The sequence below is a fragment of the Cupriavidus sp. 05L411 genome (assembly GCF_056398045.1).
This window is the reverse complement of sequence record NZ_JBFTOQ010000005.1, coordinates 141093-167960: the sequence shown is the minus strand read 5'-3', so window position 1 is coordinate 167960 and position 26868 is coordinate 141093. Positions and strand designations below refer to the sequence as shown.

At 62.6% G+C, this 26868-nt stretch carries 17 protein-coding genes and 3 pseudogenes; 9 read left to right on the top strand and 11 right to left on the bottom strand.

Annotation, left to right across the window (positions count from 1 at the left end):
• The first annotated feature begins 201 nt into the window (after positions 1 to 201).
• Together AC1DQR_RS07710 and AC1DQR_RS07705 are read left to right on the top strand one after the other, a co-directional pair.
• A pseudogene (locus AC1DQR_RS07710) lies at positions 202 to 1645 on the top strand (IS1182 family transposase).
• A 145-nt stretch (positions 1646 to 1790) separates the two neighbouring features.
• A pseudogene (locus tag AC1DQR_RS07705) lies at positions 1791 to 2037 on the top strand (integrase core domain-containing protein); the annotation flags it as partial.
• A 231-nt stretch (positions 2038 to 2268) separates the two neighbouring features.
• On the opposite strand, the gene AC1DQR_RS07700 reads toward AC1DQR_RS07705, so the two are convergent.
• From AC1DQR_RS07700 to AC1DQR_RS07675, 6 genes and pseudogenes are all read right to left on the bottom strand, one after another.
• Positions 2269 to 3048, bottom strand: a complete 780-nt coding sequence (locus AC1DQR_RS07700; protein WP_416051557.1) for a DUF4397 domain-containing protein — start codon at positions 3046 to 3048, stop codon at positions 2269 to 2271.
• A 297-nt stretch (positions 3049 to 3345) separates the two neighbouring features.
• A complete protein-coding gene (locus AC1DQR_RS07695; RefSeq protein ID WP_416051558.1) occupies positions 3346 to 3606 on the bottom strand; it encodes a hypothetical protein in 261 nt (86 codons plus the stop codon).
• A 99-nt stretch (positions 3607 to 3705) separates the two neighbouring features.
• Positions 3706 to 3910 (bottom strand): annotated as a pseudogene (locus tag AC1DQR_RS07690) (CsbD family protein).
• A gap of 72 nt (positions 3911 to 3982) precedes the next feature.
• Positions 3983 to 4306, bottom strand: coding sequence for a hypothetical protein (locus tag AC1DQR_RS07685; protein WP_477132832.1), 324 nt, complete (start codon positions 4304 to 4306; stop codon positions 3983 to 3985).
• A gap of 107 nt (positions 4307 to 4413) precedes the next feature.
• A complete protein-coding gene (gene ligD, locus AC1DQR_RS07680; protein WP_477132831.1) occupies positions 4414 to 7050 on the bottom strand; it encodes a DNA ligase D in 2637 nt (878 codons plus the stop codon).
• A 972-nt stretch (positions 7051 to 8022) separates the two neighbouring features.
• Positions 8023 to 8925 (bottom strand): LysR family transcriptional regulator, encoded by a 903-nt coding sequence (locus AC1DQR_RS07675; protein ID WP_477132830.1) that lies wholly within the window; start codon positions 8923 to 8925, stop codon positions 8023 to 8025.
• A 163-nt stretch (positions 8926 to 9088) separates the two neighbouring features.
• Between AC1DQR_RS07675 and AC1DQR_RS07670 the strand changes: the two genes are divergently transcribed.
• The 6 genes from AC1DQR_RS07670 to AC1DQR_RS07645 all read left to right on the top strand — a co-directional run bounded on the left by AC1DQR_RS07670 (position 9089) and on the right by AC1DQR_RS07645 (position 17876).
• On the top strand, positions 9089 to 9589 hold the full coding sequence (locus tag AC1DQR_RS07670; protein WP_416051562.1) for a cysteine dioxygenase family protein: 501 nt from the start codon (positions 9089 to 9091) through the stop codon (positions 9587 to 9589).
• A 38-nt stretch (positions 9590 to 9627) separates the two neighbouring features.
• A complete protein-coding gene (locus AC1DQR_RS07665; protein ID WP_416051563.1) occupies positions 9628 to 10638 on the top strand; it encodes a uroporphyrinogen decarboxylase family protein in 1011 nt (336 codons plus the stop codon).
• A gap of 73 nt (positions 10639 to 10711) precedes the next feature.
• A complete protein-coding gene (locus tag AC1DQR_RS07660) occupies positions 10712 to 11695 on the top strand; it encodes a Bug family tripartite tricarboxylate transporter substrate binding protein (RefSeq protein WP_416051564.1) in 984 nt (327 codons plus the stop codon).
• A gap of 660 nt (positions 11696 to 12355) precedes the next feature.
• Complete coding sequence (locus tag AC1DQR_RS07655; RefSeq protein WP_477132829.1) at positions 12356 to 15754, top strand: bifunctional diguanylate cyclase/phosphodiesterase; 3399 nt, start codon at positions 12356 to 12358, stop codon at positions 15752 to 15754.
• A 49-nt stretch (positions 15755 to 15803) separates the two neighbouring features.
• Positions 15804 to 16382: a glycine-rich domain-containing protein gene (locus tag AC1DQR_RS07650; protein WP_416051566.1), complete on the top strand. Its 579-nt coding sequence runs from the start codon at positions 15804 to 15806 to the stop codon at positions 16380 to 16382.
• A gap of 93 nt (positions 16383 to 16475) precedes the next feature.
• Complete coding sequence (locus AC1DQR_RS07645) at positions 16476 to 17876, top strand: hypothetical protein (RefSeq protein WP_416051567.1); 1401 nt, start codon at positions 16476 to 16478, stop codon at positions 17874 to 17876.
• Between the two features lie 67 nt (positions 17877 to 17943).
• Here AC1DQR_RS07645 and AC1DQR_RS07640 read toward each other — a convergent pair whose 3' ends face one another.
• From AC1DQR_RS07640 to pgaA, 5 genes are all read right to left on the bottom strand, one after another.
• On the bottom strand, positions 17944 to 19182 hold the full coding sequence (locus AC1DQR_RS07640; RefSeq protein WP_416051568.1) for a hypothetical protein: 1239 nt from the start codon (positions 19180 to 19182) through the stop codon (positions 17944 to 17946).
• A 114-nt stretch (positions 19183 to 19296) separates the two neighbouring features.
• On the bottom strand, positions 19297 to 19740 hold the full coding sequence (locus AC1DQR_RS07635; protein ID WP_416051569.1) for a hypothetical protein: 444 nt from the start codon (positions 19738 to 19740) through the stop codon (positions 19297 to 19299).
• Positions 19741 to 19753: 13 nt separating this feature from the next.
• Entirely contained in the window at positions 19754 to 21076 is a 1323-nt protein-coding gene (gene pgaC, locus AC1DQR_RS07630; protein WP_416051570.1) for a poly-beta-1,6-N-acetyl-D-glucosamine synthase, read from the bottom strand.
• A 65-nt stretch (positions 21077 to 21141) separates the two neighbouring features.
• The gene (pgaB, locus tag AC1DQR_RS07625) at positions 21142 to 23187 is read right to left on the bottom strand and encodes a poly-beta-1,6-N-acetyl-D-glucosamine N-deacetylase PgaB (RefSeq protein ID WP_477132828.1); all 2046 of its coding nucleotides are present in this window, start codon (positions 23185 to 23187) and stop codon (positions 21142 to 21144) included.
• Between the two features lie 6 nt (positions 23188 to 23193).
• Positions 23194 to 25239, bottom strand: coding sequence for a poly-beta-1,6 N-acetyl-D-glucosamine export porin PgaA (gene pgaA / locus AC1DQR_RS07620; RefSeq protein WP_477132827.1), 2046 nt, complete (start codon positions 25237 to 25239; stop codon positions 23194 to 23196).
• Positions 25240 to 26355: 1116 nt separating this feature from the next.
• On the opposite strand from pgaA, the gene AC1DQR_RS07615 reads away from it, so the two are divergent.
• Positions 26356 to 26790 (top strand): hypothetical protein, encoded by a 435-nt coding sequence (locus AC1DQR_RS07615; protein ID WP_477132826.1) that lies wholly within the window; start codon positions 26356 to 26358, stop codon positions 26788 to 26790.
• The last annotated feature ends 78 nt before the right edge of the window (positions 26791 to 26868 follow it).

Here is a 26868-nt window from a genome sequence, read left to right as displayed (position 1 = left end):
GAGCAGGCCTCGGGGTTCTGCCCGCCGAAGGACCGGTGAAGGGCGACAAGCGGCCATCCAGATTGCCGTTGGCGATCGTCCCCTCCATCGGCCAGTCCGGCCATCGAGAATCTGAAGCCCAATGTCTCATACTGGCCGAGGTTGTGTGAAAACGCCAGTACATCGCCTAGACTGAAGCAACTTGTCAGCGTGAGGCGGCCCATGAAGCGATTCATCGAAGGCGAAGACCGGCACCAGGTTACTCTGTTACCAGAGTGTCTTGATGACTATATCGGTGAAGACAATCCCGTGCGCGTTATCGATGCCTTTGTTGATGAGCTTGATCTGCATAGGCTTGGCTTTAAGGGCGCCGCTCCTGCGGCCACCGGTCGGCCGGCATATCACCCGTCGGTCTTGCTGAAGATTTATATCTATGGCTACCTCAACCGCATCCAGTCGAGCCGCCGCCTGGAGCGCGAGTCACAGCGCAACGTCGAATTGATGTGGCTGACCGGACGGCTTGCCCCGGATTCAAAACCATTGCGGACTTCCGTCATGACAACGGAGTGGGGATCCGCAACGTCTGCCGGCGCTTCATCGCACTGTGCCGGGACTTGAAACTGTTCTCACAGGCAGTCGCGGCCATCGATAGCAGCAAGTTCAAGGCAGTCAACAGTCGGGACCGCAACTTCACGCCAGGTAAGATCGACAAGCGCCAGCAGCAGATTGAGCAGAGCATCCAGCGCTATCTCGACGCACTGGAGACCGCCGACCGAACCCAGCCCGCTGAAATCGAGGCAAAGACAGTGAGGCTGCAGGAAAAGACCAAGAAGCTGCGTCAGCAAATGCGGGAGTTGGATCGCACGAGGGAGAAGTTGAAGAGCGAGCCCGATGAACAGCTATCACTCACGGATCCCGATGCGCGCTCAATGATTTCGCAAGCCAAAGGAACGGAAATTGTGGGGTACAACGTGCAGACAGCCGTTGATGCCAAGCACCACCTGATCGTCACGCACGAGGTCACAAACATAGGCAGCGACCGTGCACAACTGAGCAAGATGGCGAAGGCTGCGCGTGAAGCGATGGGCCGGACCAAATTGCAGGCCTTTGCCGATCGTGGGTACTTCAATGGACCGGAGATTAGCGCGTGCGAAGACGCCGGCGTCACGCCCTTCGTACCGAAGCCGATGACGTCGAGCGCCAAGGCCGATGGACGGTTTAGCAAGGCAGACTTCATCTACGTGGCGAAGGACGATCAATACCAATGCCCGGCGGGTGCGAGGGCGATCCATAGGTTCACGACATTCGAGCATAGCCTGAAGCTACATGTGTACTGGAGCAGCGCCTGTCCCAGGTGCCGAATGCGCGAGCAATGCACGATCTCGGACTACCGGCGCATTCGCCAATGGGAACATGAGGCGGTGCTGGAACGGATGCAGCAGCGGCTCGACCGCAGGCCCGATGCCATGACACTGCGAAGACGCACCATTGAGCACGTTTTTGGTACGCTTAAACCCTGGATGGGCTCGACGCACTTCCTCACGAAGACATTGGAGCATGTGAGCACTAAATGAGCCTGCACGTGCTCGCATACAATCTCAAGCGGGTAATTGGGGTGCTTGGGATCGCCAGAATGATGAAGGCGGTAAAGCTCGCGGGGGCGTAAGCCCTTTGTCGATCCTTCTAGGCTCGTGCGGCGGCTTCAAAGCCAATTTAAATTCCAATTAGTACCCAAACAGCTACTAGAAGGGGTCAATGGCGCAAGAGAAGGCCTGGGCTTACTCCGGCACGGAGCGTTTCTACACAGCCTTGGCCCGGGCTGGACAGCCGGCAAGACCAAGGCATTTGCGTCGGCCATTGGCTTGAAGCCGCTGACTACACTGGTCCGCAGCCCGCAGCGCAAACGGGATGGCCGAGAGCTTCGTGAAGACCAGGAAGCGCGACTACGTTGCCTTCATGCCCAACCCGGATACCGAGACGGCGGTTCGCAATCTGGCCATCGTCTTTGAGCATTACAGCGAGCAGCACCCCCATAGCGCCCTGAATTGCCGTTCCCCCGTGGGAGTTCAGGCGTGCGATGGCAGGCCTTATCAACCGGAGGGTGTAGTCGTGACCGGGGACACGGGGGGCAAAATCCACCGTTGCCTTCGGCGGTGTGTAGAGGACTTACACCCCCAAGTTGCCTGGCTACCACAGCCAAACCAGTTGCGCCTGCGCGCAACGCACCAGGCCTGGTGCACCAAAAAGAAGGCCGGTCCGCAGCACCGGCCTCTCGCCGAGAATGAAGCCTTACTGGGTCACCAACTCAAGCCCCGCTTGCGATTCGTCATCGCCTCGGGCGACCAGCACCTTTATCTTGTTCGGTACTGTTGCACCGATGCCGTCGACCGGGATTGTGGTGATCAGCCAGTCTGCGTTGTCGGCCAGCGTCAGCGCGCCCGAGTCAAAGATCACGGTCTTGGTGCCGGCCGTGGTGATGCGTAGGCGATAGGTGCCGCCAGCCACGTCGATCGAATCGCTGCCCGATGCAGGTACCGCCGACTTGTAAGCGACTGCAGCAAACGTAGGCGTTGCCGCTGCCAGGTCAGCCGCCGGGACGGTCAGGTAAATATCGACATTCTGTGCATTGAACGATGCGTTCAGGCTGCGAACGCGAGCCTTGTCGGAGAACAGGCCCTTCTCAAAGGGGTCGTCGATCTGCAGTACATCCGCTGCGGTAGCACCGGGCAGGGCCACCACTGTGTATTTGTGGCCGGTGTGCGTGTTCACCGTGGTCCGCCCGAGTTCAGTAGCCGTGTTCGCAACATTGAACGAGAACGTCTGGTTGCCCTCGTCCACGTTGAAGTACTTCGAAACAAACTTGTAGGGCTCGTTCAGCAGGTTGGTCTTGGTGCCGTTCTGCAGCACATCCACGTTAGGGCCACCGGTAATAGCATGGATCACGCGCACAGTTGGCTCACTGACGCCGATGCGGGCACCGATGCTATCATCCCCGCCGCCGCACGCCGAGAGGACTGCCGTTGCGGCCAGTGCTAGGCCAAGGATAAGACTGGTCTTGGATCGGAACATGTGTCACCTCTATTCGTTGGAGCTTGGGCGCGCTGCCGCGCACGGCGCGGCATGCTGCGGAGCCAGGGTGAAAATGTGGCGGCGCATGCTTGCAAGTGCTGTCATTGCGTATCGCCCTGAACCAACGATAGATAGTAACCACGGGCGCAAGCAGATGCCCGGCTCCGAATTCAATGTCGGACGATTCCGACAGAACTCATGAGTGAGAAGCTAGTGGGGAGCCTTCTGGCGCGCAGGTCCACGCGTCGCCCAGCGACTGTCAAGCAGAGGCAGTGCTGTACAAATGCATTTGCGTATCTACCCATGCTGTCCGCATACCAGAAGCTCCAGCTTCGCCCGCTGCGCGATCATCGATGGCAGCATCGACGGCACGTCTTGGGAGATGCGCTTTCCGACCGCGTCCAGCTTTCGAGGAACTCGAGAGCTGGCTGAATGGTCGGGAAATAGCCAGGGCGGGTAGGCGTAGCCGGTCATCAGGATGGTGCGCTGCTTGAGGCTGGCAACCGACGAGAAGAAGACCGTAATCTCGTCCTGGCTCCGGGTGACCGGCAGCCTCATCGGCTTCTTCGGGAGCGGGAAGTCCTCATCGCTCCAGTCGCGTTTGATCTGCCAGGAGGCGAAATGCGCATCGCCCCCGCTTTTCTTATACCTTCCGATTTACCATCGTATGTCGCTCTCCCACGCCTTCAATTCCTCTTCCGCGCGCTCCTTGGTATATCCGTAGCGCATCCTGGATGCGGCCGGCAAGCTGATCGCGCTTGCCCCGGATCTCGGTGAGGTCGTCGTCGGTGAGCTGGCCCCACTTTTCCTTGACCTTGCCTTTGGCCTGATCCCATTTTCCTTCGATCTGATCCCAATTCATGTCGACTCCTTGATTGTGTTTGCCGTCAGCCCACCTGGAGCGGGGCTGCTCACGTGTCGCAAAAGGGGTGACTTACTTGGCGTACTTGGCCTTGACGTTGGCCACGCGCTTGTCCTTGGCCACGCCATGGTCGGCATCGACCTTGACCTTGTCCGCCTTGGCGCGTGACTTGGCGGTGCCGTCGAGCGTGGCTTCGGCGTTGGCCTTGGCCACTTCCTCATCACGCTTGGCTTCCTTCACGCAGACGTCTTTCGCATTGCCCTTGAGGCTGTCGCACTGGGCGCGCGCAGCCTTATAGTTGGCGATGGCGGCTTTCACGGCAGAGTCGTAGTCCGCTTTGGATCCTGCCGGCGCGGCATGCGCCAGCGTGAAGGCGGCAGGGCCGGCAAACATCATCGAGCAGCAGTAAATGCCGCAACGGACGCATCGGCCGCGAAGTCTATGCACGGTCCCACGCGAAAAGGGTGTTGTTGCCAGGAAGTGGCAAGAAGCGTGCCGTAGCGTCAATTGCGCGTCAGGCGTGCAGCGGCGCGCGTGATGACCTGCCGCGTGCCAGCATAGCCGTCCCAGGCATCGTGTGACTCCAGTTCCTCGAGCCGCGGGCCGACATTGGCGACGGTCCACTGGGCGGCGCTGCGCAGCCCGTCCAGTTCATCCCATGCGATCGGGATCGACACGCCGAGGCCGGGGCGCGCACGCGCCGAGAACGCGGCTACCGTGGTGGCCGCGACGCCGTTGCGCAGGTAATCGATGAAAATCTTGCCAACGCGATTGCGCGCGCCGCTCTTTGCAACAAAGCGCTGTGGGATCGTTGCGACGATATGCAGCACCACCTTGTGCGAAAAATCCTTCGCTTCGTCCCAGCCGGCACGTGGCGTGACTGGCACGACCACATGCAGGCCCTTGCCGCCGCTGGTCTTCACAAAGCTGGCCAGACCCAGCTCGAGAAGCAGTGTCCTGACCAGCGCGGCCGCCTCGCGCATGTGCGGCCAGGGCACGCCTTCTCCGGGGTCGAGATCGAAGATGATGCGGTTCGGCTTATCGATGCTGCGCTTGTTCGCATTCCACGTGTGGAATTCCACGACATTGAGCTGCGCCGCCGCAATCAGCCCCGGTGCAGACACGATCTCCAGTAGCGCTGGATGCCCAGGCCACAAGCTTGTGTTCAGCATGTTGATTCCTTCGACATGCAGCGTGTCGCCGTGCCTCTGGAAGAACTGTTGCCCGTGTACGCCGGCCGGTGCGCGCACCATGGCGATTGGGCGTCCGCGCAGGTGCGGCAGCATCAGCGATGCGACGCGCTCGTAGTAGCGAACCAACTCGCCTTTGGTGATGCCGGTTGAGTCGTCGATCACGCGATCGGCGTGGCTGATCGCCACCTTGCCGGTCGCGGCGGCGAGCTTGCCCTTACCGCGCTTTACACCGGCAGGCTCCCTGGCCCGTTCGACCGCTATACCGCCCGCGGGCTTGTCGGTGCGCAGCCCGTGGAACACGGAATGCCGCACGCGCCCTTCGCGCGTCCAGGAGCCGAACGATACTTCGGCTACCAGTTTTGGTCGCACCCAATGTCCTTTCACCGACGCGGGCAGCGCATGGAACGGCGGCTCGTCCGTCCGTAGCCCATTCAGTTGCGTGTGCAGGTTGTCGAGCGTACGGGTGTCGAAGCCGGTGCCGACATTGCCCGCGTAGCGCAGCTGGCCGCTGGCATCGTGAACGCCAAGCAGCAACGCACCGATGCCCCGGCGGCTGCCCTTTGGGTCGGTAAAGCCGCCCACCACGAACTCTTGGCGCAGCGTGCATTTGAGCTTGATCCAGGTATTGGTGCGCACGCTGACATAGGGTGCGTCGGCACGTTTTCCGATCACGCCCTCTAGCTTCATGCGGCAGGCCGCATCCAGCACGTCGGCGGCGCTAGCTTCGAATTCCTCGCTGAAGCGCAGCTGTGGCGGCGTATTGCTTTCGAACAGACGGCGCAGCAGCGCGCGCCGCTCCGCCAGCGGAACCTTGCGCAGGTCATGGCCGGCGTAGAACGGGAGGTCGAACACGAAGAACTGGATGGTGTCGGCATGCGCTGTCTCAAAAGCGTTCTGCAACGCCTGGAAGTCCGTCTCGCCGTGTTGGCCCATCACCACGATTTCGCCATCCAGCCAGCCGTCCGGCAGCCCAAGCGAGCCGACTTCCTTCGCGATCGCCTTTAGCTTCGAGGTCCAGTCGTGGCCCTGCCTCGTGAAGAGCCGCACGTCGCGGCCGTCGATGCGTGCCAGCAGGCGGTAGCCGTCGACCTTGATCTCGTAGCGCCACGCCTCGCTGTCTGCTGGGAGGGTATCGACCAGCGTTGCGAGTTGCGGCGCCAGCGCGAGCGGCAGCGTTGCCTTTTTGGCGCCTCGCGGAAGCACAAGCGCGGCCGCGGATTTCTTGTGGCCACTGGCGGCCGTCTTGCCTGCGGCTTTCAATGTCTTGCGTGTGGTGCCGCGTGTCGTCCCGGCGAGCACGCTGTCTGGCAACGCGTCCACCACGTCAAACTTCGATGCCGGCTGCGCGTCTTCGTCGCGCTCCTTGATCAGCAGCCAGGCGTTCTGCTCCTTCTGCCGGCTGCCGTGCATGCGTACCAGAGCCCAGTGTCCGTGCAGCTTTTCTCCGCGCAGCTCGAACTTCAGCTTGCCGGTGCGGTAGGCGGCGTGCGGATCGGCTTCAGGCACCCACACGCCGCGGTCCCAGACGATGACCGTGCCGGCGCCATAGTGGCCCGGCGGAATGACGCCTTCGAAGTTGGCGTAGTCCAGCGGGTGGTCTTCCACATGGACGGCCATGCGTTTGTCAGCGGGGTCCAGGCTCGGACCCTTGGGTACGGCCCAGCTCTTGAGCACGCCGTCCAATTCGAGGCGAAAGTCATAGTGCAGCCGCCGCGCGGCGTGTTTCTGGATCACGAAGGAGAGGGCGTGTTCGCGCTTGTGCGTGCCGCTGGTGCTTTTTTTTGCGGCCGGTGTGCCGCTCGGCTCTGGGGTCGCACCGAAATCGCGCTTGCGCTGGTACTTGCCTAGCGTGCCAGCGGATCGGGTGCCTGTGGGCTTCTTAGCCGGCGGGCGTTTCCGGGCCGTGGCAGAGCGGCCGTTGTCCGGCCGACGGGTGGTCCTGGCCATGGCGGTGCTTGTCGATTGGACATGGATGGGATTCAGCTTATGCAGTACTTGCCGCGACGGAAATCGGCGCTCGTCCTACAGGCACGGTCATGCAGTTCGCATGTGGCTATTACCGGCCATTGTAAATCCTGGTGCTGCAGGGCTGCGCTGATGAGGCTCGGCAACGAGGCTTCGAACGGACCACTGCCACTGCAAAGCACCCATACCGCTTCGCAGCATGCGCTTGAGGTCTTCACAGATTTCCTGCGCCGGAGCAAAGGCGCCGGTATTTTTTTGATCGCCCTGGTCAAGCCGGCCGGGCCGCGCACGCCGGCGGTCACGCACGCCAAGTTCTTTGTTGATGTGGACCTGCGGCTTCCGCCGCCGGCGTACGATTCGGTACTTGCCACGCTGCGGAGTACTCGCGCCGCGACCTGTTCGTCGTGGTTGTCGGGGCGCAGCAAAGCCGCCACCCTGCGCTCCGGCGACGCATGCCTGAGCGCGGCCGGGATCCGCCTTTCGGATCAATGGCGACATGCTGCGCCTGGTCCCCCTGCTGCGCCATCTCCTCGTGCACTGCATCTGGCGTGCGCAGTCCGGCGGCTGGATTTGCTGATTTGCTGCCGGGCGCAGAGATGCTGCCACTTAGGTGTCTGGACTGCCGGCTGCGGTGGAATATCCGATCGTGACTAGCCAACGGGAACTCGCTGGCCGCCTGGTCGTCCCAATACGGGAAGATAAGCGTCGGATAAAGTGCCGTGCTGAGGTCAGGGTCGCTCGTTGCCTGAACGTTGACTTACCGCCGGATTTGCCAGTCGCGCAGTCGGGGACCCTCTCGTCGGAGCGCCACTAAATTTGCTCGGAACGGACGTCGACGTCATCTGGTTCGACAGTACGCGTGCCTGATGTGCTGATGAACATGCCCCATCGCCTGATGACGGCCAGCGCGGAATAAGCCAGGGCCGAACTCGACCTGAGCGAGCGGCGCCGAGCTTATTCCGCTGGCACGTCAGCCTGCTGGCCCAACTGCCGCAGCAGGGCACTCACATAAACTGCGGACGCGGCCGCATTTCGCCGCGTGCATAGCTTCAGTGGCCGTACCGCCCATTTCTCGCGCAGCGTCAACACCCGCACGCCGTCACAGTTGATCGACTGCAGCACCGAGCGTGGCACCATCCCGACCCCCGCGCCCGAGCGCACCATCGCCACCACCGCCGCGAACCCGGACACCTGGATGCGTACGTCCATGTGATGTCCCAGGGCTGCGGCCTTGCCCACCATGAAGGTATGAATGGCAGCCCCGCTCTGCAGGCTGACGAAGGGGCGGCTCAAGCAGTCCAGAAACGCTACCGATTGGCGCGCGGCCAGCAGGTCACCCTTGGGCACCACCATGACGACTTCATCCTGACGGTAGGGCAGGAACACAAGTTCCGGATGCTCGTCATCCCATGTGACCACGCCGACGTCGGCTCGCCCTTCGGCCACGGCGGCCACGATGTTGTGGCTGAGACGCTCGTCCAGGGAGATGCGTACTTCCGGGTAGTCGCGCAGGAACATCTGCAGATCCCCCGGCAAGAACGAAGCGATCGCACTGCTGTTAGCAAAGATCGTGACCTGCGCCCGGACACCTTCGGCATAGGGTGCCAGGTTGGCGTGCATCTGCTCCAGCTCGGCAAGGCAGCGGCGGCAGTGCTCCAGCATGACCTGGCCAGCGCGTGTCAGTGAAACGCCGCGTGCCTCCCGCACGAACAGCCGGGTGCCCAGCGCTTGCTCCAACTGCTTAATGCGCAGGCTGGCCGACGAGGGCGCCAGGAAGCATGTGGCGCCGCCTCGCGACACGTTGCCTGCGTCGGCCACTGCCACGAACAGTTTCAGGTCTATCAGGCTGTAGTGCATAAGGTTTTGTATTTTACAAAGACTGTTTTCCAAACATCTCGTTTGTTCTGCATTTCACCTAATGAAAGACTAAGCGCCTGCAATGCCTTGTGTCATCGATTTTGTGAAAAACGAACTGTTACTGGGAAAAACCCCTATGTGCTTGACTCTGGAAACCGACAATTTGACCGCGTTGACCCGCGGGATCGACGCCGCAATGGCATTGCCACCTGACCGTTTGCCCGGCGTGGTGCAACACGCCTTGCAGGCATCTTTCGCCGACGGTAACTGGCTAACGCCGGCACAGTGCCAGCCGGACCCGCAGCGCTATGCGCGCCACGTGCTGCAGGCCGACCCACAGGGACGCTATACGGTCATGGCGCTGGTGTGGCTGGCCGGGCAGTTCAGCCCGGTGCACGCGCACCACACCTGGTGTGCGCTAACGGTGGTTCAGGGAGAACTGCAAGAGCACTACTACACCTGCGACCGCCAGAGCCTGCGCGCCACGCCGCTTCACTGGCAGCCGCGCGCCGTGGGCGCGGGCAGCAGCGGGACGGACGGCCTGGACCAGGTCCATCGGCTGGGTAACGCGGGCGCTGGTGTGGCGATCTCCATCCACGTGTACGGCGTGGAGGCCGCGCGCGTAGCCACCGGCGTAAACCGAGTCCTCGCGCTGGCCCCCTGAATTCGCAGGATTGCGCAAACATCGAAGCGAGCAAACACATGCAGACCATGAATCATTGGCAGCGCATTGAAGCTGCCCTGCTGGGCGAAGCCACCGACCGCACTCCCGTCGCGTTGTGGCGCCATTTTCCGGAAGACGACCTGGACGTGGACAAACTTGTGCGGCACACACTGGAGTGGCAGCGGAAATGGGATTTTGACCTGGTCAAATTCATGCCACCGGGCACATACGGCGTCGAAGACTGGGGCGCTGTCACGGCATACCAGGGCAGTGCCAACGGCGCGCGCGCGGTGGTAGCGCCATCGGTGCGAACCACGGAGGACTGGCTTCGGATCCGGCCGCTGGATGTGAGACAGGGCTCCTATGGCCGCCAGAACGAGGCGCTACGCGCGGCGGCACGGTCCTTGCGCGGCGCGGTACCTATTCTGCAAACCGTGTTCAGCCCACTAACCACGGCGCGCAAGTTGAGTACGGACAAGCTATTTGCTGACCTGCGCTGCGAGCCGGATGCGCTCGAGGCGGCGCTGCGGGTAATCACGGACACCACGATCCAGTTCGCGTTGGACTCGCTGAAGGCCGGCGCGCACGGCGTGTTCTTCGCAACGCAACTGGCGTCGAGCCGCATGCTGACGACCCAGGAGTATGAGCGTTTCGGGCGACGCTACGATCTGGAGGTGCTCGCTGCGCTGCGTGGCCACGCACAACTCAACATGTTGCACGCGCACGGCGATGACATCATGTTCGATCTCCTTGCGACGTATCCAGTCGACATGTTCAATTGGCACGACCGCCTGACCCAGCCAGGGCTGGAGGCGGCGGCGGCGCGCTTCACGCGCCTGCTGGTGGGTGGGTTGAACGAGCACGACACCTTGCTTCATGGAAGCGAGCAGGATATTGCGGATGAGGTGCACAACGCCATGTCGCAGACGGACGGCCGCCGCCTGATGGTGGGCCCGGGCTGCGTGCTTCCCGTTGCGACGTCGGACACGGCGATACGCGCCGTGGTCCGGGCCGCGCGCGCACCGCAGGAGCAAGCCCTGTATGCTTGACGCCGCCGCGAGCCGGCACCAACCAAGAATAGGGCGGCGCCGAATTGCCGCTTACAAAGATCAAGGAGACAACATGCGTCACATCCTGGCCTGCCTGGCCGCTGCGGCGGCCCTGGTTCCATGCCTGCAGTCGTCCGCCGTGGCGGCGGACTGGCCCGACCCGTCCAAGCCCGTGCAGATCATCGTGCCCGCGCCGGGCGGTGGCGGAACGGCTGACACCCTGGCACGTGTGCTAGCCGAGCAATTGCACAAGCAACTCCATGCCACAGTCATCATCGAGAGCCGGGGCGGTGCCAATGGCAATATCGGGGTGGGGATGGCCGCCGCGGCCGTACCGGATGGGTACAAGTTCCTGTTTTCGTGGGCAGGCACACTGGCGGTAAATCCCAGCTTGTATGCCAAGTTGCCGTTCGATTCGCAAAAGAGCTTCACGCCGGTGGCGTTGGTGGCTGATGTGCCCAACATCCTGGTGATCAACAAGAGCCTGCCGGTCAAGAACCTGACCGAGTTCATTGCGTATGCCAAGGCCAACCCCGACAAGCTGAACTACGGCTCCACGGGTAATGGCAGCTCCATGCATGTGGCCGGCGAACTCTTTATGCGCGAGACCGGCACCCGCCTGATCCACGTGCCATATAGTTCCCCCGGCCAGGCCACCACGAACCTCCTCGCTGACGATATCCAGGCCATGTTCCAACTGGTGCCTGGCATCCTCGGGCAGGTCAAGAGCGGTAAGGTGCGCGCGCTTGCCGTCATGTCGAGCGAACGTTCGCTCGCCTTGCCTGACGTGCCGACCGCCGCCGAGCTGGGCCACTCCAATCTGATGTCCTCGACCTGGTTCGCGATGCTCGCGCCCCGCAACACGCCAGAACCCATCGTGATGCGCATGAATGCGGCACTGAACGAAGTGCTTCGCGACCCGGAGGTGATCCGCAAGTTCACTGAGATGGGGGCAACGCCGTTGGGTGGCACGCCGCAGCAACTGACAGCGCACTTAGCGGCTGAACTCGTGAAGTGGCGAGCGGTGGTGAGCCAGGCGAGTATCAAGATTCAGTAGGAGCGCGCTCAGGCATTAACCAGCATCCTGGGCCCTACCTTCTCGTACCGGGCTGGCTAACCTAAGCCAACAAACTCCCAAGGGCAGGGTGCACGGATCTCAAGGAGGCTGCGCACATGCGTTCTGGCGAGCAATGACGTCTAGGAAGATCTATCGATTGCCTGCTTCAGGGGAGGGAATAACAGTCTTTTTTAGTGAGCATATTGTAGTGGTCAAGTTTTTTCAGACAGGTGTTTAGATTGTCTGGTGCTTTAGCTTGTCCTCGTATTTCTGCGGCGGCTCATAACCCAGCGTCGAGTGCAATCGCACCGGGTTGTAGAAGCCAACGATGTACTGTGATGTCGCGCCGGGCCTCGGCCCGGTCGACGTAGCGCCTCTGCCATGCGCGCTCCATCTTCAATGCCGAGCGGCGGTAGCCTTTGCGCCCCTCATGCTTGACTAAGCACATAGCGCGCACCCCCCCCACTTAAGTGGGGAGTCGATAAACGTATTCGTCCTTGCCCCCGCTCCAATTTGGGATAACGTTGTAGAGACAGGTAAAAGAACGCTGCGCGAGTCCGCGCGCCCCGTTGGCGCCGGCCCGGCAGTAGCCGGCTGACACCATCGCCGCTTGATCGCTTAGGTCTGCAGTCCACAGGTCACGTTCCTGGGGGATATCGTGTGCGCAAGCTACTGACGCAATTGCTGCGTCCGATCGGACGCGTCAGTACGACCGCCATCACACTCGGCGCGCTGCTGCTCGGCCTGCTTAGCACGATCGTCGTGCATTCGCTCTACACAGAGCTGCTGGAGAGGGATGCGCGCCTGCGATTCAAGAGCGATACCGACGATATCGCCCAGCAGATCGATACGCGTATCCGGCTCTACACCGACGTCCTGGTAACCATGCAGGCGCTCTTCGGCGCTAGTGATGATGTTTCGCGCGAGGAATTCCGCGACTTCGTCAATGGCCTCAACCTGGAACAACGCTACCCCGGGTTCCAGACGCTGAACTACGCGCCCTATGTGCCGGCCTCCGAGCTGGCCAGCTTTGTCGCCAGCCAGCGCAAGGACCCAGTCCTGCGCGAGGCCGGAGTGGCGTTCTCCGTCCACCCTGCAGGGAAGCGGCCAGCCTATTTTGTGTTGACTTATGTCGAGCCGTTCCACAGCAACCTGCCGTCGATCGGCATCGACATGGGGGCTGAGCTGGGGCGCCTTGCCGCACTCGAAAGAGCCCGTGACAGCGGGCAGGCAGTGAGCAGCGGGCGCCTGATCTTCAGCGAAGCCAACGGTCCCCACGTCGGCATTGCCTTGCGCCTTCCGGTCTACAGAAAAGGCCAGCCGCTCGATTCAGTGGAGCAGCGCCGCCGTGCCTATATCGGCTCCGTTGGTGCTGGCATACGTATCAGCGGGCTGCTTGGGGAGATCGCCGGCAGCGAGCGCGTGTATGGGACTCGTTTCGAACTGTACGACGCCGGGAAGCTCGATGGCGAGCCGGTGCCGCCGTCCCCGGCGACTCTGCTGTACAACAGCGCTGGTGGCATGGCGGCCACCGCCCCCGCCAGTGCCAAGGCGGCTAGCGGGGCCAGCGCCGCACGGCTCGCCGGCAGCGACGAGCCCCGCGCGCGCCAGCGTGCAAGCATATCGGACGATCGTTCCTTCCAGCGCAAGGAGATGACACAGCCGTTTGGAGGGCGGCGCTGGCTCATTGTCTTCTCCGCCGACGCCCAGGCCATGGCGGGCCCGCAACGCTACCTGAAGCGTGTGGTGCTTGGGGCCGGGCTGATCATTACCGCGCTGCTGGCCGGGCTGGCCTACGCGCTATCCAGTTCCCGGTCACGCGCCCTGGCGGTGGCCGATGGCATGACGCACAGCCTGCGCGAGAGTCAAGAGGGGCTTGCCCAGGCGCAACGGATCGCGCACCTGGGGGATTGGCGTGTCGACCTTGAGCGTAATGCGGCCTATTTTTCCCGCGAGATGGCCCGGCTGCTGGGTGTGCGAGCGCTGGATCCCACCCCCGACACACTGTTAGGCGCAGCCGATCCCCGCTTTCGCGGCGTGTTGCGGCAGAGGATGCAAACCGCCTTGCGGGAGCGTGTCGCTTTCGAGCTCGAATGCCCCTACCGCTCGTCACGTGGACGCATGGGTTGGCTTCATCTTATCGGCCATGCGCATGGGCCACCGGGCACCGCCGTCCTGCGCGGTACCGCGCAGGACATCACCCAGCGAAAGCTCATCGAGCAGGCTCGCGCACAGGAGCATCTGGTTGCCTTGCATCTCGCCACCGTATCTAGCGAAGCCGAAGTCCTGGAAAAAATCGTCCGTACCTTGGTCGCAGGAATGGAATGGGAGGCGGGTGCATTCTGGCCTTCGGATGCAGGACGTGGCTTGGCGCTTGCGCCGGTTTGCCGGGCCAGAGAGCAAGAACTGGAACCTTGGCTGGCACGGCGGCCGGCCGACCTGCAGGCAGATCAGGCAGATCAGGAAGACATACTGACGGAACCGCATTGGTATGCGGGCCGCGGTGCCATCGCGCGTTTGCCTCAGCATCGCTGGCTGGCCGACGGGGGCGTGCGCACTGTATTTACTTTCCCGCTGCGCAAGGGCACGAGCACGCTTGGACTGGTGGAGATGTATTCGCGCACCAAGCGTCCACGCGATCCACATGCGCTTGCCATGGCTAGCGCGATAGCAAGTCACACTGGCCACTTCCTGCTGCGTCGCCAGGCCGAGGAGACCCTGCGCTTTTTTGCCAATCACGATGCGCTCACTGGTCTGCCCAACAGGTTGATGTTCAATAATCATCTCGAGAGCAGCCTCGCTCGTTCCCGCTCCCGTCGACACCGTCTGGATATCCTCTTCGTCGATCTGGACCAGTTCAAGAGGGTCAACGACACAATGGGCCACAACGCGGGCGACGTCTTGTTACGCGCCGTGGCAGATCGCTTTAGCGCCACGCTTGGCGAAGCCAACCTGATTGCCCGGCTCGGCGGCGACGAGTTTGTCGTACTGGTCGAGCCGATCGACGATTTTTCCCTTCTGCACCGCATCATCAAGCGTATCCAGGCCGCGCTCGCATCCGGCTTTGTCATCAATGGCAAGGAGTTGCAGGTGACGGCAAGCATCGGTGTCAGCTCCTTTCCCGAAGATGGCAATGACGCGCAGACGCTGCTAAAGCATGCTGATCTCGCCATGTATGCCGCCAAGCAACTCGGCAAGAACGGCTTCCAATACTATGTGCGCGAGATGAGCGTGACCCTGCAGAATCGCATCGACATGGAATCGCATCTGCGCAGCGCACTCGAACACAACGAGTTCGTGCTGCACTACCAGCCACGCATCTCGCTGGACACCAATGCCTGTACCGGCGTCGAAGCCCTGATCCGATGGCACCACCCGAAGCTCGGCATGGTGATGCCCGCGGACTTCATTCCGGTTGCAGAGGAATGCGGGGCCATCGTGCAGATTGGCGCGTGGGTACTGCGTGAGGCCTGTCGCCAGAATGCGCAGTGGCTTGCCGACGGCAATGCCCCGATACGCGTCTCCGTCAACCTTTCCGCAAGACAATTTGCCGACAAGGACCTGAGGCAGGTCGTGCTCGATGCCCTGAAGCAAGCCGGCTTGCCAGGGTATCTGCTTGAGCTTGAACTGACCGAAAGCATGGTCATGCGCGATGCCGAGCAAGCGGCCCGCTGGCTGTCGCGGCTGAAGCGAACCGGGGTACGGCTGGCCATTGACGATTTCGGCACCGGCTATTCCTCGCTCGCCTACCTGAGCCGTTTCCCGATTGACACCGTGAAGATCGACCGCTCATTCATACGCTATCTGCCCGATAGCAGGAGCGATGCGCAAATCACGAGCGCAATTATCGGGCTAGGACATCAGATGGCGCTGGAGGTCGTGGCCGAAGGCGTCGAGAACGAGGCTCAGCTGGACTTTCTTCGCCGCGAGGGCTGTGACGAGGTCCAGGGCTACTACTTTAGCCGCCCTATGCCGGCCGAGGACATCACCGCGTTCCTCGCCGGCCATACCGTGCACGGTCTGCTGCCTGAACAGAGACCGCAGCCGATGCGCGCCTGATTCTGAATCCGGCGCGCGCCCCAGCGTCAACAATAGGAGGGAATACATCATGACAGTGCAGAAACGATCGATTGAACGGTCATGGCAAGCCATCGATGCGCTCGATTTCTCGAAGATCAAAGCCAAGCTTCTACATGGCAAGTCCGCCGATTGGAGTCCCGAAAGCCTGATCGATGCCGAGGCCGGTTACCGCAGGTTTCTGAAGCTCGCGGCAAAGTACCCCGACGCACCAGTCGTGCCCAGCGAACAGGTAGACGCGTTCTGGCACGCCCATATCGTCGATACCAGGCGCTATGCGAGCGACTGTGTGCATATTTTTGGCCATGTCCTGCATCATGACCCCTACGTCGGTATCGATGGCCCACAGGATGAAGCCCGCCTGCGCGCGCTGGCCGAGGCAAGCGCCCGGCTTAGCGCGCGCGAGTTTGGGGTGACACCGGCGACGGCGGCCTACTGCGCGGTCACGAGCGAGGGGAAACCCGCGCTGGGCACCGCGCCGGCGGACGCCAAGGCGGCATACTGCGCAATCACCAATGGGACGCAAGCGGCGTACTGCGCGATCACCTCCGGAGTCGCTTCGTCCTGCGGTCGGGACGCGCCTACCCCTGCTGGGCTGCCGCGTCACTGATGCGTTGCGAAGCGCCGTGCCAACTGGCCGTAGGCGCATTCACGGCACCCCGACCACGTCCGGGAGGGGTGCCATTCTGTGGGAGACGATGCGATGATGGATTCATTGCTTTTTAGCAAGCCGTTCACCTTCCTGGCCTGCCCGCCGATTGCAGAGCTCAAAGAAGCCATCGATGCGCTTAACACGTTGCCGGGACATTCGCGCTGGCTCAAGGAGGAAGACGGCATCCGCCGCGAGCATGTTCCAGCCTTTGTCGAGCAGAGCCGCCAGGCCCTGGAGGCGCTTGTTCCGGGCCGGTCCTTCATGGTCGACAGTCTCGCCGACCGGATTCGGCACACACCACGGGTGCTACAGGAGTTGCGCGAGTATGGTCCGGAGGTGGCAGCTGCCGCTCACTCCTACTTCTACTGGCGCTACTCAGCCGACGTGCTCGGACGGGCGCAGGGCATTCCGCGCAGTGCGCTGGAGCGTCAATTTGGCAGGGTGGCGGCACGCGATGGCTCTCACAAGATCATATGGGGCTGTCCGTGCTGCGATCATCCAGCGCGATACCAGGTCGATGGGCTACTTGCCAATCAGCGCCCGGCGCGCCAGGGCGGCTTTGCGCTTGAGTGCGATCACTGCGGGCATCAGGAGCGGGTGTATGCCGGATTTCTGCATTACGGGCGTCTCCAGTGCCAATGCGCTGCGTGCAAGAGCTATGTTGGCGTTCTCGCCTATGACATGGCCAGGGCTGCGCGAAAACTTGCTGAAAACCTCGAGAAATACGCCTGGAGCCAAGCTGCCGAGACCATTGCCGAGATCGAGGAGTACAAGGACGAGTTCCTGCAAATGCTCCAGCGCCGGGCTAGCCCATCACGCAATGCCGCTTCCTTCGCACTCGAAGTTGCGTCCGGCAGGCACCAATCGATGCCAGCGATTCTAGCGAGCCTGGACCCTGGCCTGAAAGGTTGCATCGAGAAGAATCCCAGGGCTTGGGCGTTGCTGTGCGAACTGCTGCGCGAAGGCGTGGTTGACAACGAATACCTCATCTACGAGGAAGCTGACCGCGAGCGCGTGGCGCTGCAGCTGTCACTGCTAGATGAGCCTTCCTCCCAAACGGAAGGCTTGCCACAGAAGAATCTCGAAACTCTGCTGCAAGGCTACCAGCCTGCGTCTCGCGAATCCTTTGTCGCGTGGCTAAAGGCAAGCATGCAACTAAAGATATTCACCGGCAAGTTCTGTACCGCGGTGGAGGTTACCTGGAAACCCAACGCGCAGCGGTGCGAGATCGTCGCTGGCAGCCAGGTCGAACATGCCCGGCCGCTCGCGCACGATGCGGCGGCAGGATCAGCTACGTCGTTCGTGCCGCCTCTAAAACACCTGCCTCACACTGACGCTGAAATTGAGGCGGTGACGCTACTGAGATCGCTGGGGTACATTGTTGTGGATCCGGTCGTCATTGAAGCGCACGGTTACTCAAAACTGGAAGAAAACACGCCACTCGACAAGTAGCCCTGTGTTGCACGCATCGGTGATCGATCCACCTCCTGACTGGTCACATTGCGCGGCGGATACTTGCCTACCGGCACAGGTCCGCGGCCGAGGGCGGCGTCGCCCGGTTCAAGTCAAAATCGCTCTCCCGCAAGCCCGCCGGCGTAAGCGAGACCCAGTGCAGTATGGACGGCGAACGCACCAGCCCAAGGCTGCCTGCATAAGTCCATGGAATCGGCGATGGCTGGCTACCGCGCAACTCAATCGTGTCGGCGGACAACTTCAGGTGCAGCAGGCGGCCATCCGCTGCAGGCGCGTACGCCATGTCGCCGACCACGGTGATGCCGGCCTCGCGCACGCTTGCCGGCATGCAGGCAAGCGAGGCACTCACCCTGCCGGCCTTATCCAGCAGATGCGCGAAGCCCTTGCCCAAGTCGTTGGTGCCGACCAGCAGGAAGCTGTCCAGGGCCGGGACATAGGCCACGCTGTAGGTGTAGTACTTCAGGCGGCTATTCAGTGCTTGCATGCCAATCAGCGCGCCGTCGACGGGCCGATAGACGGCCGTCTTCAGCCTGGCGTGCGTCTCGCCGGGTACGAACTCCTGCCAGGCAAGCAAGGCCGTCTCCTTCGAGCCTGCAATCAATGGCCACCACTCGCGCTTGTTCGGCGCCACCTCGTTGCTTTGCAACAGCCGGCCGTTACCGTCATAGGTTTTGAGGTAGACGCCGTTTCCTGTGCCCAGGTTGTCCACGCCGCCACCATCGATCCAGTCGTCTGAGTAAAACACCACGAAATTGTCCCCTACCGCTGTCACGTGGCCAGAGTGTCCGCCAGACCAGACGTCGGTCGATTTCGCCTCTTGCGATTGAAGGTCTGTGCCGTACACACGAAAGCGCTGGCTGACGCCGTTGGTGGTATTCGAGCCATCCTCAAAAGTCAGCATGATGCGGCCCGCGGCGTTCTGCGCTACGGATACCGGCTCCTGCGCTTCCTTCTCGGCGACCAGTAGCCGGGGCTTGCCAAGACTGGCCTGGGCCGGGTTCCATTCGGCGACGTAGATGTCGTGCGTCCAGTTGCGATTGCGATCCGGGCCACGCGGCGGCAGGCCGGAGCTGCTGAAGAAGACGTAGGTGGTCTGCCCAGGCCCGGTGGCTGCGCCAATGCCATGCATAAAGGCGCGCTGATCGATCGCCGGGCGGACCTTGGCGGGCGGCCGGGTATCAACGCGGCTATGGTTACGGGCTTCGTTACGCGCACCCGACGGCGAGCACAGCAGCGCACCGGCAAGCACTAGAGAAGCGCCACACATCATGATGAGCGGACGCATGGCTACTCCACATTTCCTCGTGACAATGGACAATGCCAAAACCATTCAATGAGGACCTCGCGCGACAGCGGGCGGCACCGCCGGCTGCCGCGCGAGGCCAAACCGCGGAGCTGCTCAGGCCAGTTCTTGCTGTAGTGGTGCAACGTGCGAGATCAGGCCGTCTTCGTCGTGAAAAGCCACCAGGCGACGACCCGTGCCCACCGAGAGCACCACATCCTTGGCCAGGTCGAGCGTCGAGATCGGCGCCACCCGGGCGGGCTGTTTCAGGTTGGACACGCTTGTCCCGAAGCGGCGCGCCAACGCCCACACCGTGAGCGCCAAGCCTATCCCGAGAATGATCAACGCATCGGGGATGACCTCCCTAAGCGAGAACTCGGTGCTTCCCGCGGAAGCCACGCACCAGTAGATGTAGAACGCCGCAGCTACCCAGATGCAGGCCACCAGCAGCGGCCGCGCCAGCCGATACCAGAGATATCGTCGGACTGCCTTACCCCGTGCTAGATGCTGCAGATACTGCTGCAATGTCGTGCTGGACGCGTCAATGATGGGTTCTTTCATGTCTCACTCCTCCTCAAGAATGCTCTTCAAGCTGCCCGACAACTGAAGATGCGGGCGCAGGTGACCTTGGCGGCGTGGACGCGGGGGCGTCCTCGCGGATGCCGCGGTCGGGGCTGACCCACCTTGCCCGGGTGCGGCGCTGGTGCAACAGCACGCTGGGCAGGGCGATCACCGATGCGACCATGCTGATGGTCCAGAACGCGATCGGGTACCAGATCGTGTCCAGGAAGTAGCGCAGCAGCTTGGTGTCGTAGCAGCGATCGATGACGCAGCCGACCAGGATCTGCACGCAGCAGGTCAGAAAGAGAAAGACGCCTGCCCCGCGCGGCATGCCGGCGAAGCGCCAGGCTTCGGGCAGATCGAACAGCGCGGTCGCGGCCGTCATCACCAGGGTGAACAGCATGCAATAGGCCCAGATCACGCTGACCGTGTACTCGAGGAAGATCGGCCACATCATCGGCTTGTTCTTGGTGACGATGGGCGCCGCATACTTCTGCAGCACCTGGATGCCGCCCCGCGCCCAGCGCAGGCGTTGCCTGAACAGGCCCTTGAACGTCTCCGGCATCAGGATCCAGCTGAGCGCGTGTGGCTCGAAATGCAGCCGCCAGCCATTGACCTGCAGCTTCCAGCTGATATCGATGTCTTCGGTCAGCATGTCGGGGCTCCAGTAGCCCACGCCGCGCAGCGCGCTCTTGCGGAACATGCAGATCACGCCAGACACGGTCAGCAGGCGGCCATACAGTTCCTGGGTCCGTTTGATCAGGCCCACGATCGATGAGAACTCGCCGACCTGCATGCGTCCCAACAGCGAGGTCCGGGTGCGGATGCGCGGATTGCCGGTGACCGCACCAACCCCCGCATCCCGCAGGAAGTGACGCAGCATCCAGCCGATCACCTCCCGGTCGAGCAGCGAGTCGCCGTCGATGCACAGCAGGTACTCGGCATCGGTCAGCATCGCCGCAGTGGTCAGGCCAATGGCCTTGCCCTCGTTACTGTTCTGGTGGATCACAAGCAATTGCGGATACTGATCGATCAGCGCATTCAGGATATCGCCGGTGGCGTCGCTGCTGCCGTCATTGACGGCGATGATGTTGTAGTTCGGATAGCGCAACTCCGCCAGGTTCGCGATGACCTCGCGCACATTGGCTTCCTCGTTGAAGCAAGGCACGATCACCGAGACCTTCGGGCAATCGAGCAACACGTCCGCCCGCGTTTTCCGGCGCTCTTTTCTCTCGATCAGGAAGTAGTGAAGCAGGCCACCGGTCATCCATAAGTAGGACATGAACAGTGGGTAGTAGAAGACAAAATTCGAAAGCAGGCTTGCCGTATTCTTCATAATCTTCCCCTACCTTGTTTCTATCGGCTCTTGGTCTTGATCTGGCTCTTGATCTGGCTCTTGGTCTAAACCTTCATGCCATTGCGCGGTCGCACCAGGTTCTGCATGGACATGACATCCCGCAGCACAGCCAGGTCTGGCTGGTTCACCATGAACTGGTCGGGGCAGTAGCCGAGGTGCTTCACGCCAGCCATGCGCAGGCGCTGCATCTGATCACGTAGCGCCGTGCTGGCGACCGGCGCCTGGGTCCGGCCGTCGAGTGTCTGCAACGCGAAGATGGTTTTTGGCAGCGCGCCGGGATGCGACGCTACGGCGCGGACCAGGCCCTCCAGCCAGGGCGTCGAAGGCGGGCCACCTCCGGCATCCGCGTAGGCCATCAGGTTGACGAAGTCGTATTGCGCGGCGAATGCGTCGATGTCCTGGGCCAGGCGCATGCTCGCGTCGGGACGCAGCACCRCATTGGCAGGCAGGCTGCGCACGGTCAGCACATTGCCGCCGCCCTGATAGTCCTTGACCAGGTCGCCCAGTTGCCGCGTAAAGTCGATCAGGTACCGGAGCTTGGCGTCCGACCAGCGTTGCAGCAGATCGGGGTTGGCGCGGATCGCAGCCAGTTCGCGCGGCAACCCCCAGTCCGCGTAGGCGGTAAGCGCCGCGTCGCTCGCGTCTTCGACATCGCTCAGGCTCGCGTCATCGCCAAACACGACGCCGTTAAGACTGGTGTATCTGCCCAGGTCGTAGTAGATGTCGCGGATCACGCTGCGGGCGAGCGGGTCGAAGGGGCTGAGCCGTTGCCGCTGGCGCGGGTCGAGGGGCGTGGCCGGCGCAGCCGGCATCACCGCTACCAGCCGGGACGAAGCCGGATGCCCAGCGGGCAGCTTGTAGGCAAGCACCGGCAATGCCGCGTAGACCTGTACGCCAGCTCGGGTGATCAACTGCCAGGCCGCGCGCGAGAACAGGTCGCCGCGCACCGGCATGTGGCGGTTGGGAAAGTAGAGCGCCTGGGCGGTGCCGCTGCCGTCGGGATCGTGAAACGCCTGCAGGTAGACCGATTTGGGCTCAAGATCCTTGATCCGATCTATCAGCCGCGACAGCCTGGCCTCCTGGCGATCGGGGTTCGGATCGTACACGTCGTCGAGAGAGACGTTGACAACCCGTTCGACCGACTGGTTGTCGCCGCGATAGGCCGACTGCTGGCGGAACTGGCCCATCATGACACCGGCATCCCAGTCGTAGGAAACCAGCAGGCGCCTGATCTTGGTCAACGGCACCTCGGGCGTATTGGGCCCGTCGTCGAGGGTGAAGTGGACATTCATGCCCAGTTTGTGCGAAGCACCGATCAGCGCTGCGTTGTACATGCCGTAGGGCCAGACCATCGAGCGCACCCGAGCCCCGGTTTTCGCCTGGATCATGTCTGAGCACGTCTTCAGGTCGCCACCGACCCGGCTTTCGTATTCCTGGTCAGTTTCGTAGCGTTTCAGGTCGGCATGGTAGAGGTGCGCGCTGGCCGCCGGTAGTTCGTTGCCTTGCGGATTGGCCACTGCACCGTGGTGCATGTCGTGCGTGTGCGAGGCGATCTCCACCAGGCCTGACTCAGCCATCTCGCGCAGGTTGTCCCAGCTCATGAAATAGCCTGGCGCCATCACCGACTTATGGCTGATGCGCACCGGCTCGTCCTGGGGCGTGCCGGTCCAGCGCGACACCACCGCGACCAGGCCTGGGTAGTTGTACTGTTGCAAGAGCGGAAAGGCCTTGGTGTACTGGCTCTTGTAGGCATCGTCGAAGGTCAGCAGCACAGCGCGCGGCGGCAGGCGGGGGCCGCCGTTGCGCGAGGCAATGATCTGGTCGACGCTGACAGGGTGGAAGTCGTTGCCCTTGAGCCAGGCGAAGATATTGTTGAGCGTGGCGGTGCTGATCGCACAGGTATCTGCCACCGTTCCCACATCCGCACGCAGGTCGTCTCGGATGTCGTGAAACGCGAGTACGCGAAAGGTCAGCCCGTCGTCGCGATCCTGCGGCGGCAGCAAGGACAGCGCATAGCCAGCGTGGACGCTATTGGTCACCGACAGCGCGCCGGCGAGCCCGATGAATGTTCGGCGATTGAGCTTTTGCATGATGACCTATAGAGGGACGTTGAGGTTGAGGTAGATCAGCTTGGTTGTCTCCCGATTGGCGTCGAAGCGCCTGCTACCGATGCCGATGCCGTAGGTGAGAGAAGCCTTGCGGCCCAGTTGCCAGAACTGTTCGAGGCGCGCTTCCCACAGCATGCTGTCGCCGAAGCCGTCCTGTCGGTAGCCACCTGCGGTGACATACACGCGCTGGCTGAAGGACTTCTCGGCATAGCGCCACGGCGTCCATTGGTACATGGTGCGCAGTTGCGCGGTGTAGTCGCGGCGCGGATTGAAGTAGGCTGTGCTGTCCAGCGTATTGCTGGTGGTGCCCACATCGAGCCAGATTGCCACCTGGTGGCGCGGCTGGTTCAGCAGCCGCTGGTAGGCGGTGCCCTGCCACATCTGGTGAAAGTTGGTGTCGCTGTAGCGCGAGGCGCCATACATCACGTTGAAGTAGCGCGCATCGTCCTGCGAGTAGCGCGCCGATGCCGTGGCAGTGCGGCCTGTCACGCCTGCCTGGTAGGCTTTCAACGGCAACGCGTTGTCGTCGGAGTCGACGCCCGCGCCGAAGCGCCAGGAATCATTGGGCTGGAAGGCGACCGTGCCGGTGCCGCCGGTCTTGCCCTGGCCGCCGGTGGACTGATGCAGCTCGGCGGCGGCTTCCCAGCCGTCGCGCCGGAAGTCGCCTCCGAGGCCGTTGCGTATGCGGCTGACGCTCTGGCCATCGCCGGTGTCGCCACGCGCGGTGTATTGGTGCGCGAAGACACGCCAGTAGTCGGCCATCGGCGACGAGTAGAGACGGGTGTCAACACCCCAGGCATGGTCGGCCAGCACTGCGTTGCCGCGCTCGCCAATGGCGTCGATGATCAGTTGCGGGCGCTCGTAGACGCGGTACTCGCGCTGGAAGTTCTTGACGCTGTTGTTGTCGGGGAAATTGCCGTCGAAGGCCGCGGCGACCGCCTTCGCCTGATCGTACTGATGGAGTTGGAGGGCGGTCTTGCCGAGCCCCACCAGGCTTTCGATGTCGCCGGGGTGGTCGGCCTGCGCCTGCCGGTAGATGCTTTGCGAGGCGTACGGGCGTTCCAGCACCAGCGAGCCGTCCGCGCGGGCGGTCAGCAGGGAGGGATCGAAGGGGGCGTCCTTGCGCAAGGCATCCAGTGCCTGGACGCCCTCATTGACGTGATTGGTATAGAGGAGGTATTGCGCCTGCAGCTTCTTGACGCGGCCGTACTCGGGATTGGTCTTGTCCAAGTCTTCGGACAGCTCGGTTTGCGCCGGTGTGTTGCGAGCCATCATCGAGACCAGTTCGCGTGCCGCCTCGTAGTGTCCCTGGTCCAGGTAGGCAAAGAATAGGCTCTCCTGCACGCTAGGACGCGATAGCGCATAGGGCTCGGTGGTCTCCTTGATCGGCTCGATGACTGCCTGCAAGGCCAGTTCGTAGGCGTGCGAGGCAAGGTCGGGCTTGTCGAGATAGGCGTAGGCATCGCCCGCGGCGGCATAAGCCGAGCCCGGTAGCGGCTCGTTGGCCAGCGAAAGCTGCTCGTATAGCGCGGTGGCTTCCTTCATGCGTCCGCGCACGGACAACGCCGTGAGGCGATCCGCCTGGACCGCGCCCCGCACCCCGTTGTATTCGTCGTCGGCGGGAATCCTGCCTTGCAGTGCCTCGGCAGCCGCAAGCGCGCTGTCGGCGGGAACCAGGCGATCCTGGTCATTGGAAGCGCTGGCTTGCTGCCGTGCCCACCGGATCTGCTGGGCAACGACAAGATGCTCCAGCAGCAGCAGATCCCGGCGCGCGAAGACATCCGGGCGTGCGGTGGCCTGTTCCAGCGCCAGTTTTGGAGAGCCTGCTTCGGCCAGGGCGAAAATGCGCTCCCTGAGCCTGTCGTGCTCGCCCGCCGATGTGGGTTGCTCCAACCTGGCCGGCGGCTGCACGCGCGGTGTTGCCGGCTTTGCGGTTTCTGCCGCGCAATGCTCGCGAGCGAACAGCGCTAACAGCACGGCTGTGGTCTTGAGCGTGGTCCGCAATCGCCTGCGGCACTGCTGGGATGCGTTCACGTTTTGTTCCCCCGGAATGCACTGCTGCAATCAAAACGTCTCCCTTGGCGCGCGGCATATCCTTGCCGGCGCCAATGCGTGTAACCGGAGAGACGGACATCACACGGCCAACCCGATGGCCTCGTTGCAATGCAACGCGCCAATCCGGTCCACCGAGGCATGACCTTGCTGAATCCGACCAGAAATCAAAGCGACCCCGGATCTTCTCCGGTTGCGCCCTGCTATTCCCATCCAATGCCTGTCGCGCCCGGCAGCGATCTGTGCTGCGGCGAGGCGGCCTATTCCACTGTCTTCTCGTTCTGCTTTCGTCTGCCGCAAAAACGGCTGCTCTCTGCCAACCACATCTCCAGGCTTGCTCTTTGCGCCTGCCCTGATGCCTTTCTTAGTGCTTGTGCGCCATTATTTGGTGATCGGGTGCTATTGCGACAGTCGCCAAAAGCACTAGAGCGACCAGCTGAACGATGGAGGCGGCCTAAACCGGGAGACCAGCCCCGCTGTTACGAGGATGAAACGAAAGCGAGCGCAAGAATGCGCCGCGAAGGAAAACGCGCCGTCCAGCAAGCGGGCACTGCCACGAGTGCATGCCTGAGGTCGGGTGTCGGATGGGGAGACCTACGCGGAGGCACAGCGCGTCGAACTGAACGTTCAAGCGAGTCTGCGCCGGATCGGGCCGCCCTCGCGGGTTACCTCACTGGGTCTGGCCCGGGTGCGGTACGCGAGGAGGGCGTAATGTGCGCCACGCCGCAAATCGGTGGGACTTCTGGCGGATAGCTGCGTATGCCGCTTGTGTTTAGTCTTGTCGCACCATTCCAGAGGGGGAACGCCATGTCAATCTCACATACTGCCCGCCCTGCGGCTGTTGCGCGCTTTGTTCTCACCGTCACGTCGGCGGCGCTCGCGTTTGGCACGCAAGCCCAATCGTTGCCCGAGACATCGCCTCCGCGTGCGCAGGCCGCCACCTCGTTGCTGGAGGCCGCGACTAAGCCGGCCGAGTTGTCCGAGCCGGCACCGGCACAGGCGGAGGCGCCGACCCAGCAAGCGCAAGCCGTGCCTACACCGCCCGAGTTAGCAACCCCGGCGGCGGCGATGCCACAAGCCGCAGACCCGCGGGCCTCAATGACACAGGCGCAGGCGGAAAATCCGGAACCGCTGCCTGTCATCGTGCAACCCGAGGCCGCGGCCTCGCTGACACAGCCGGCAGTCATGCGCCAGCAGGCCTCGGGGCCGCGGTTGATGACGCCGCGGACTGTTGGCAATGTCACCTACATCTGCGGCGGCACGGGCGTCGAGGAGCAGGACCAGCTGACCAGTCTCGAACAGCAATACAACCTCGGCGTCATCTTCACGAAGGGGCCACAAGGCGACTTGCTGGCGGGGGTCGATGTCCAGCTGCGGCGCCATGGCAAGGTGCTGGCCGCGTTTCAGGCCACCGGTCCGCGCTGCCTGTTCAAGGTGYCGCCCGCCGACTATCGGGTGGAGGCCACCTACAAGCAACGAACGCAATACGTGATTTTCGAAACAGGATCCCTGGGGACAGGCCTGCGCTGGTAGCAATGACCTGCGCAGGCCCCCCTGGCAATGAAGCGGCCCCCTGATTAACCCCCTACTCAGTCGAAGGAGCAGGCCGAG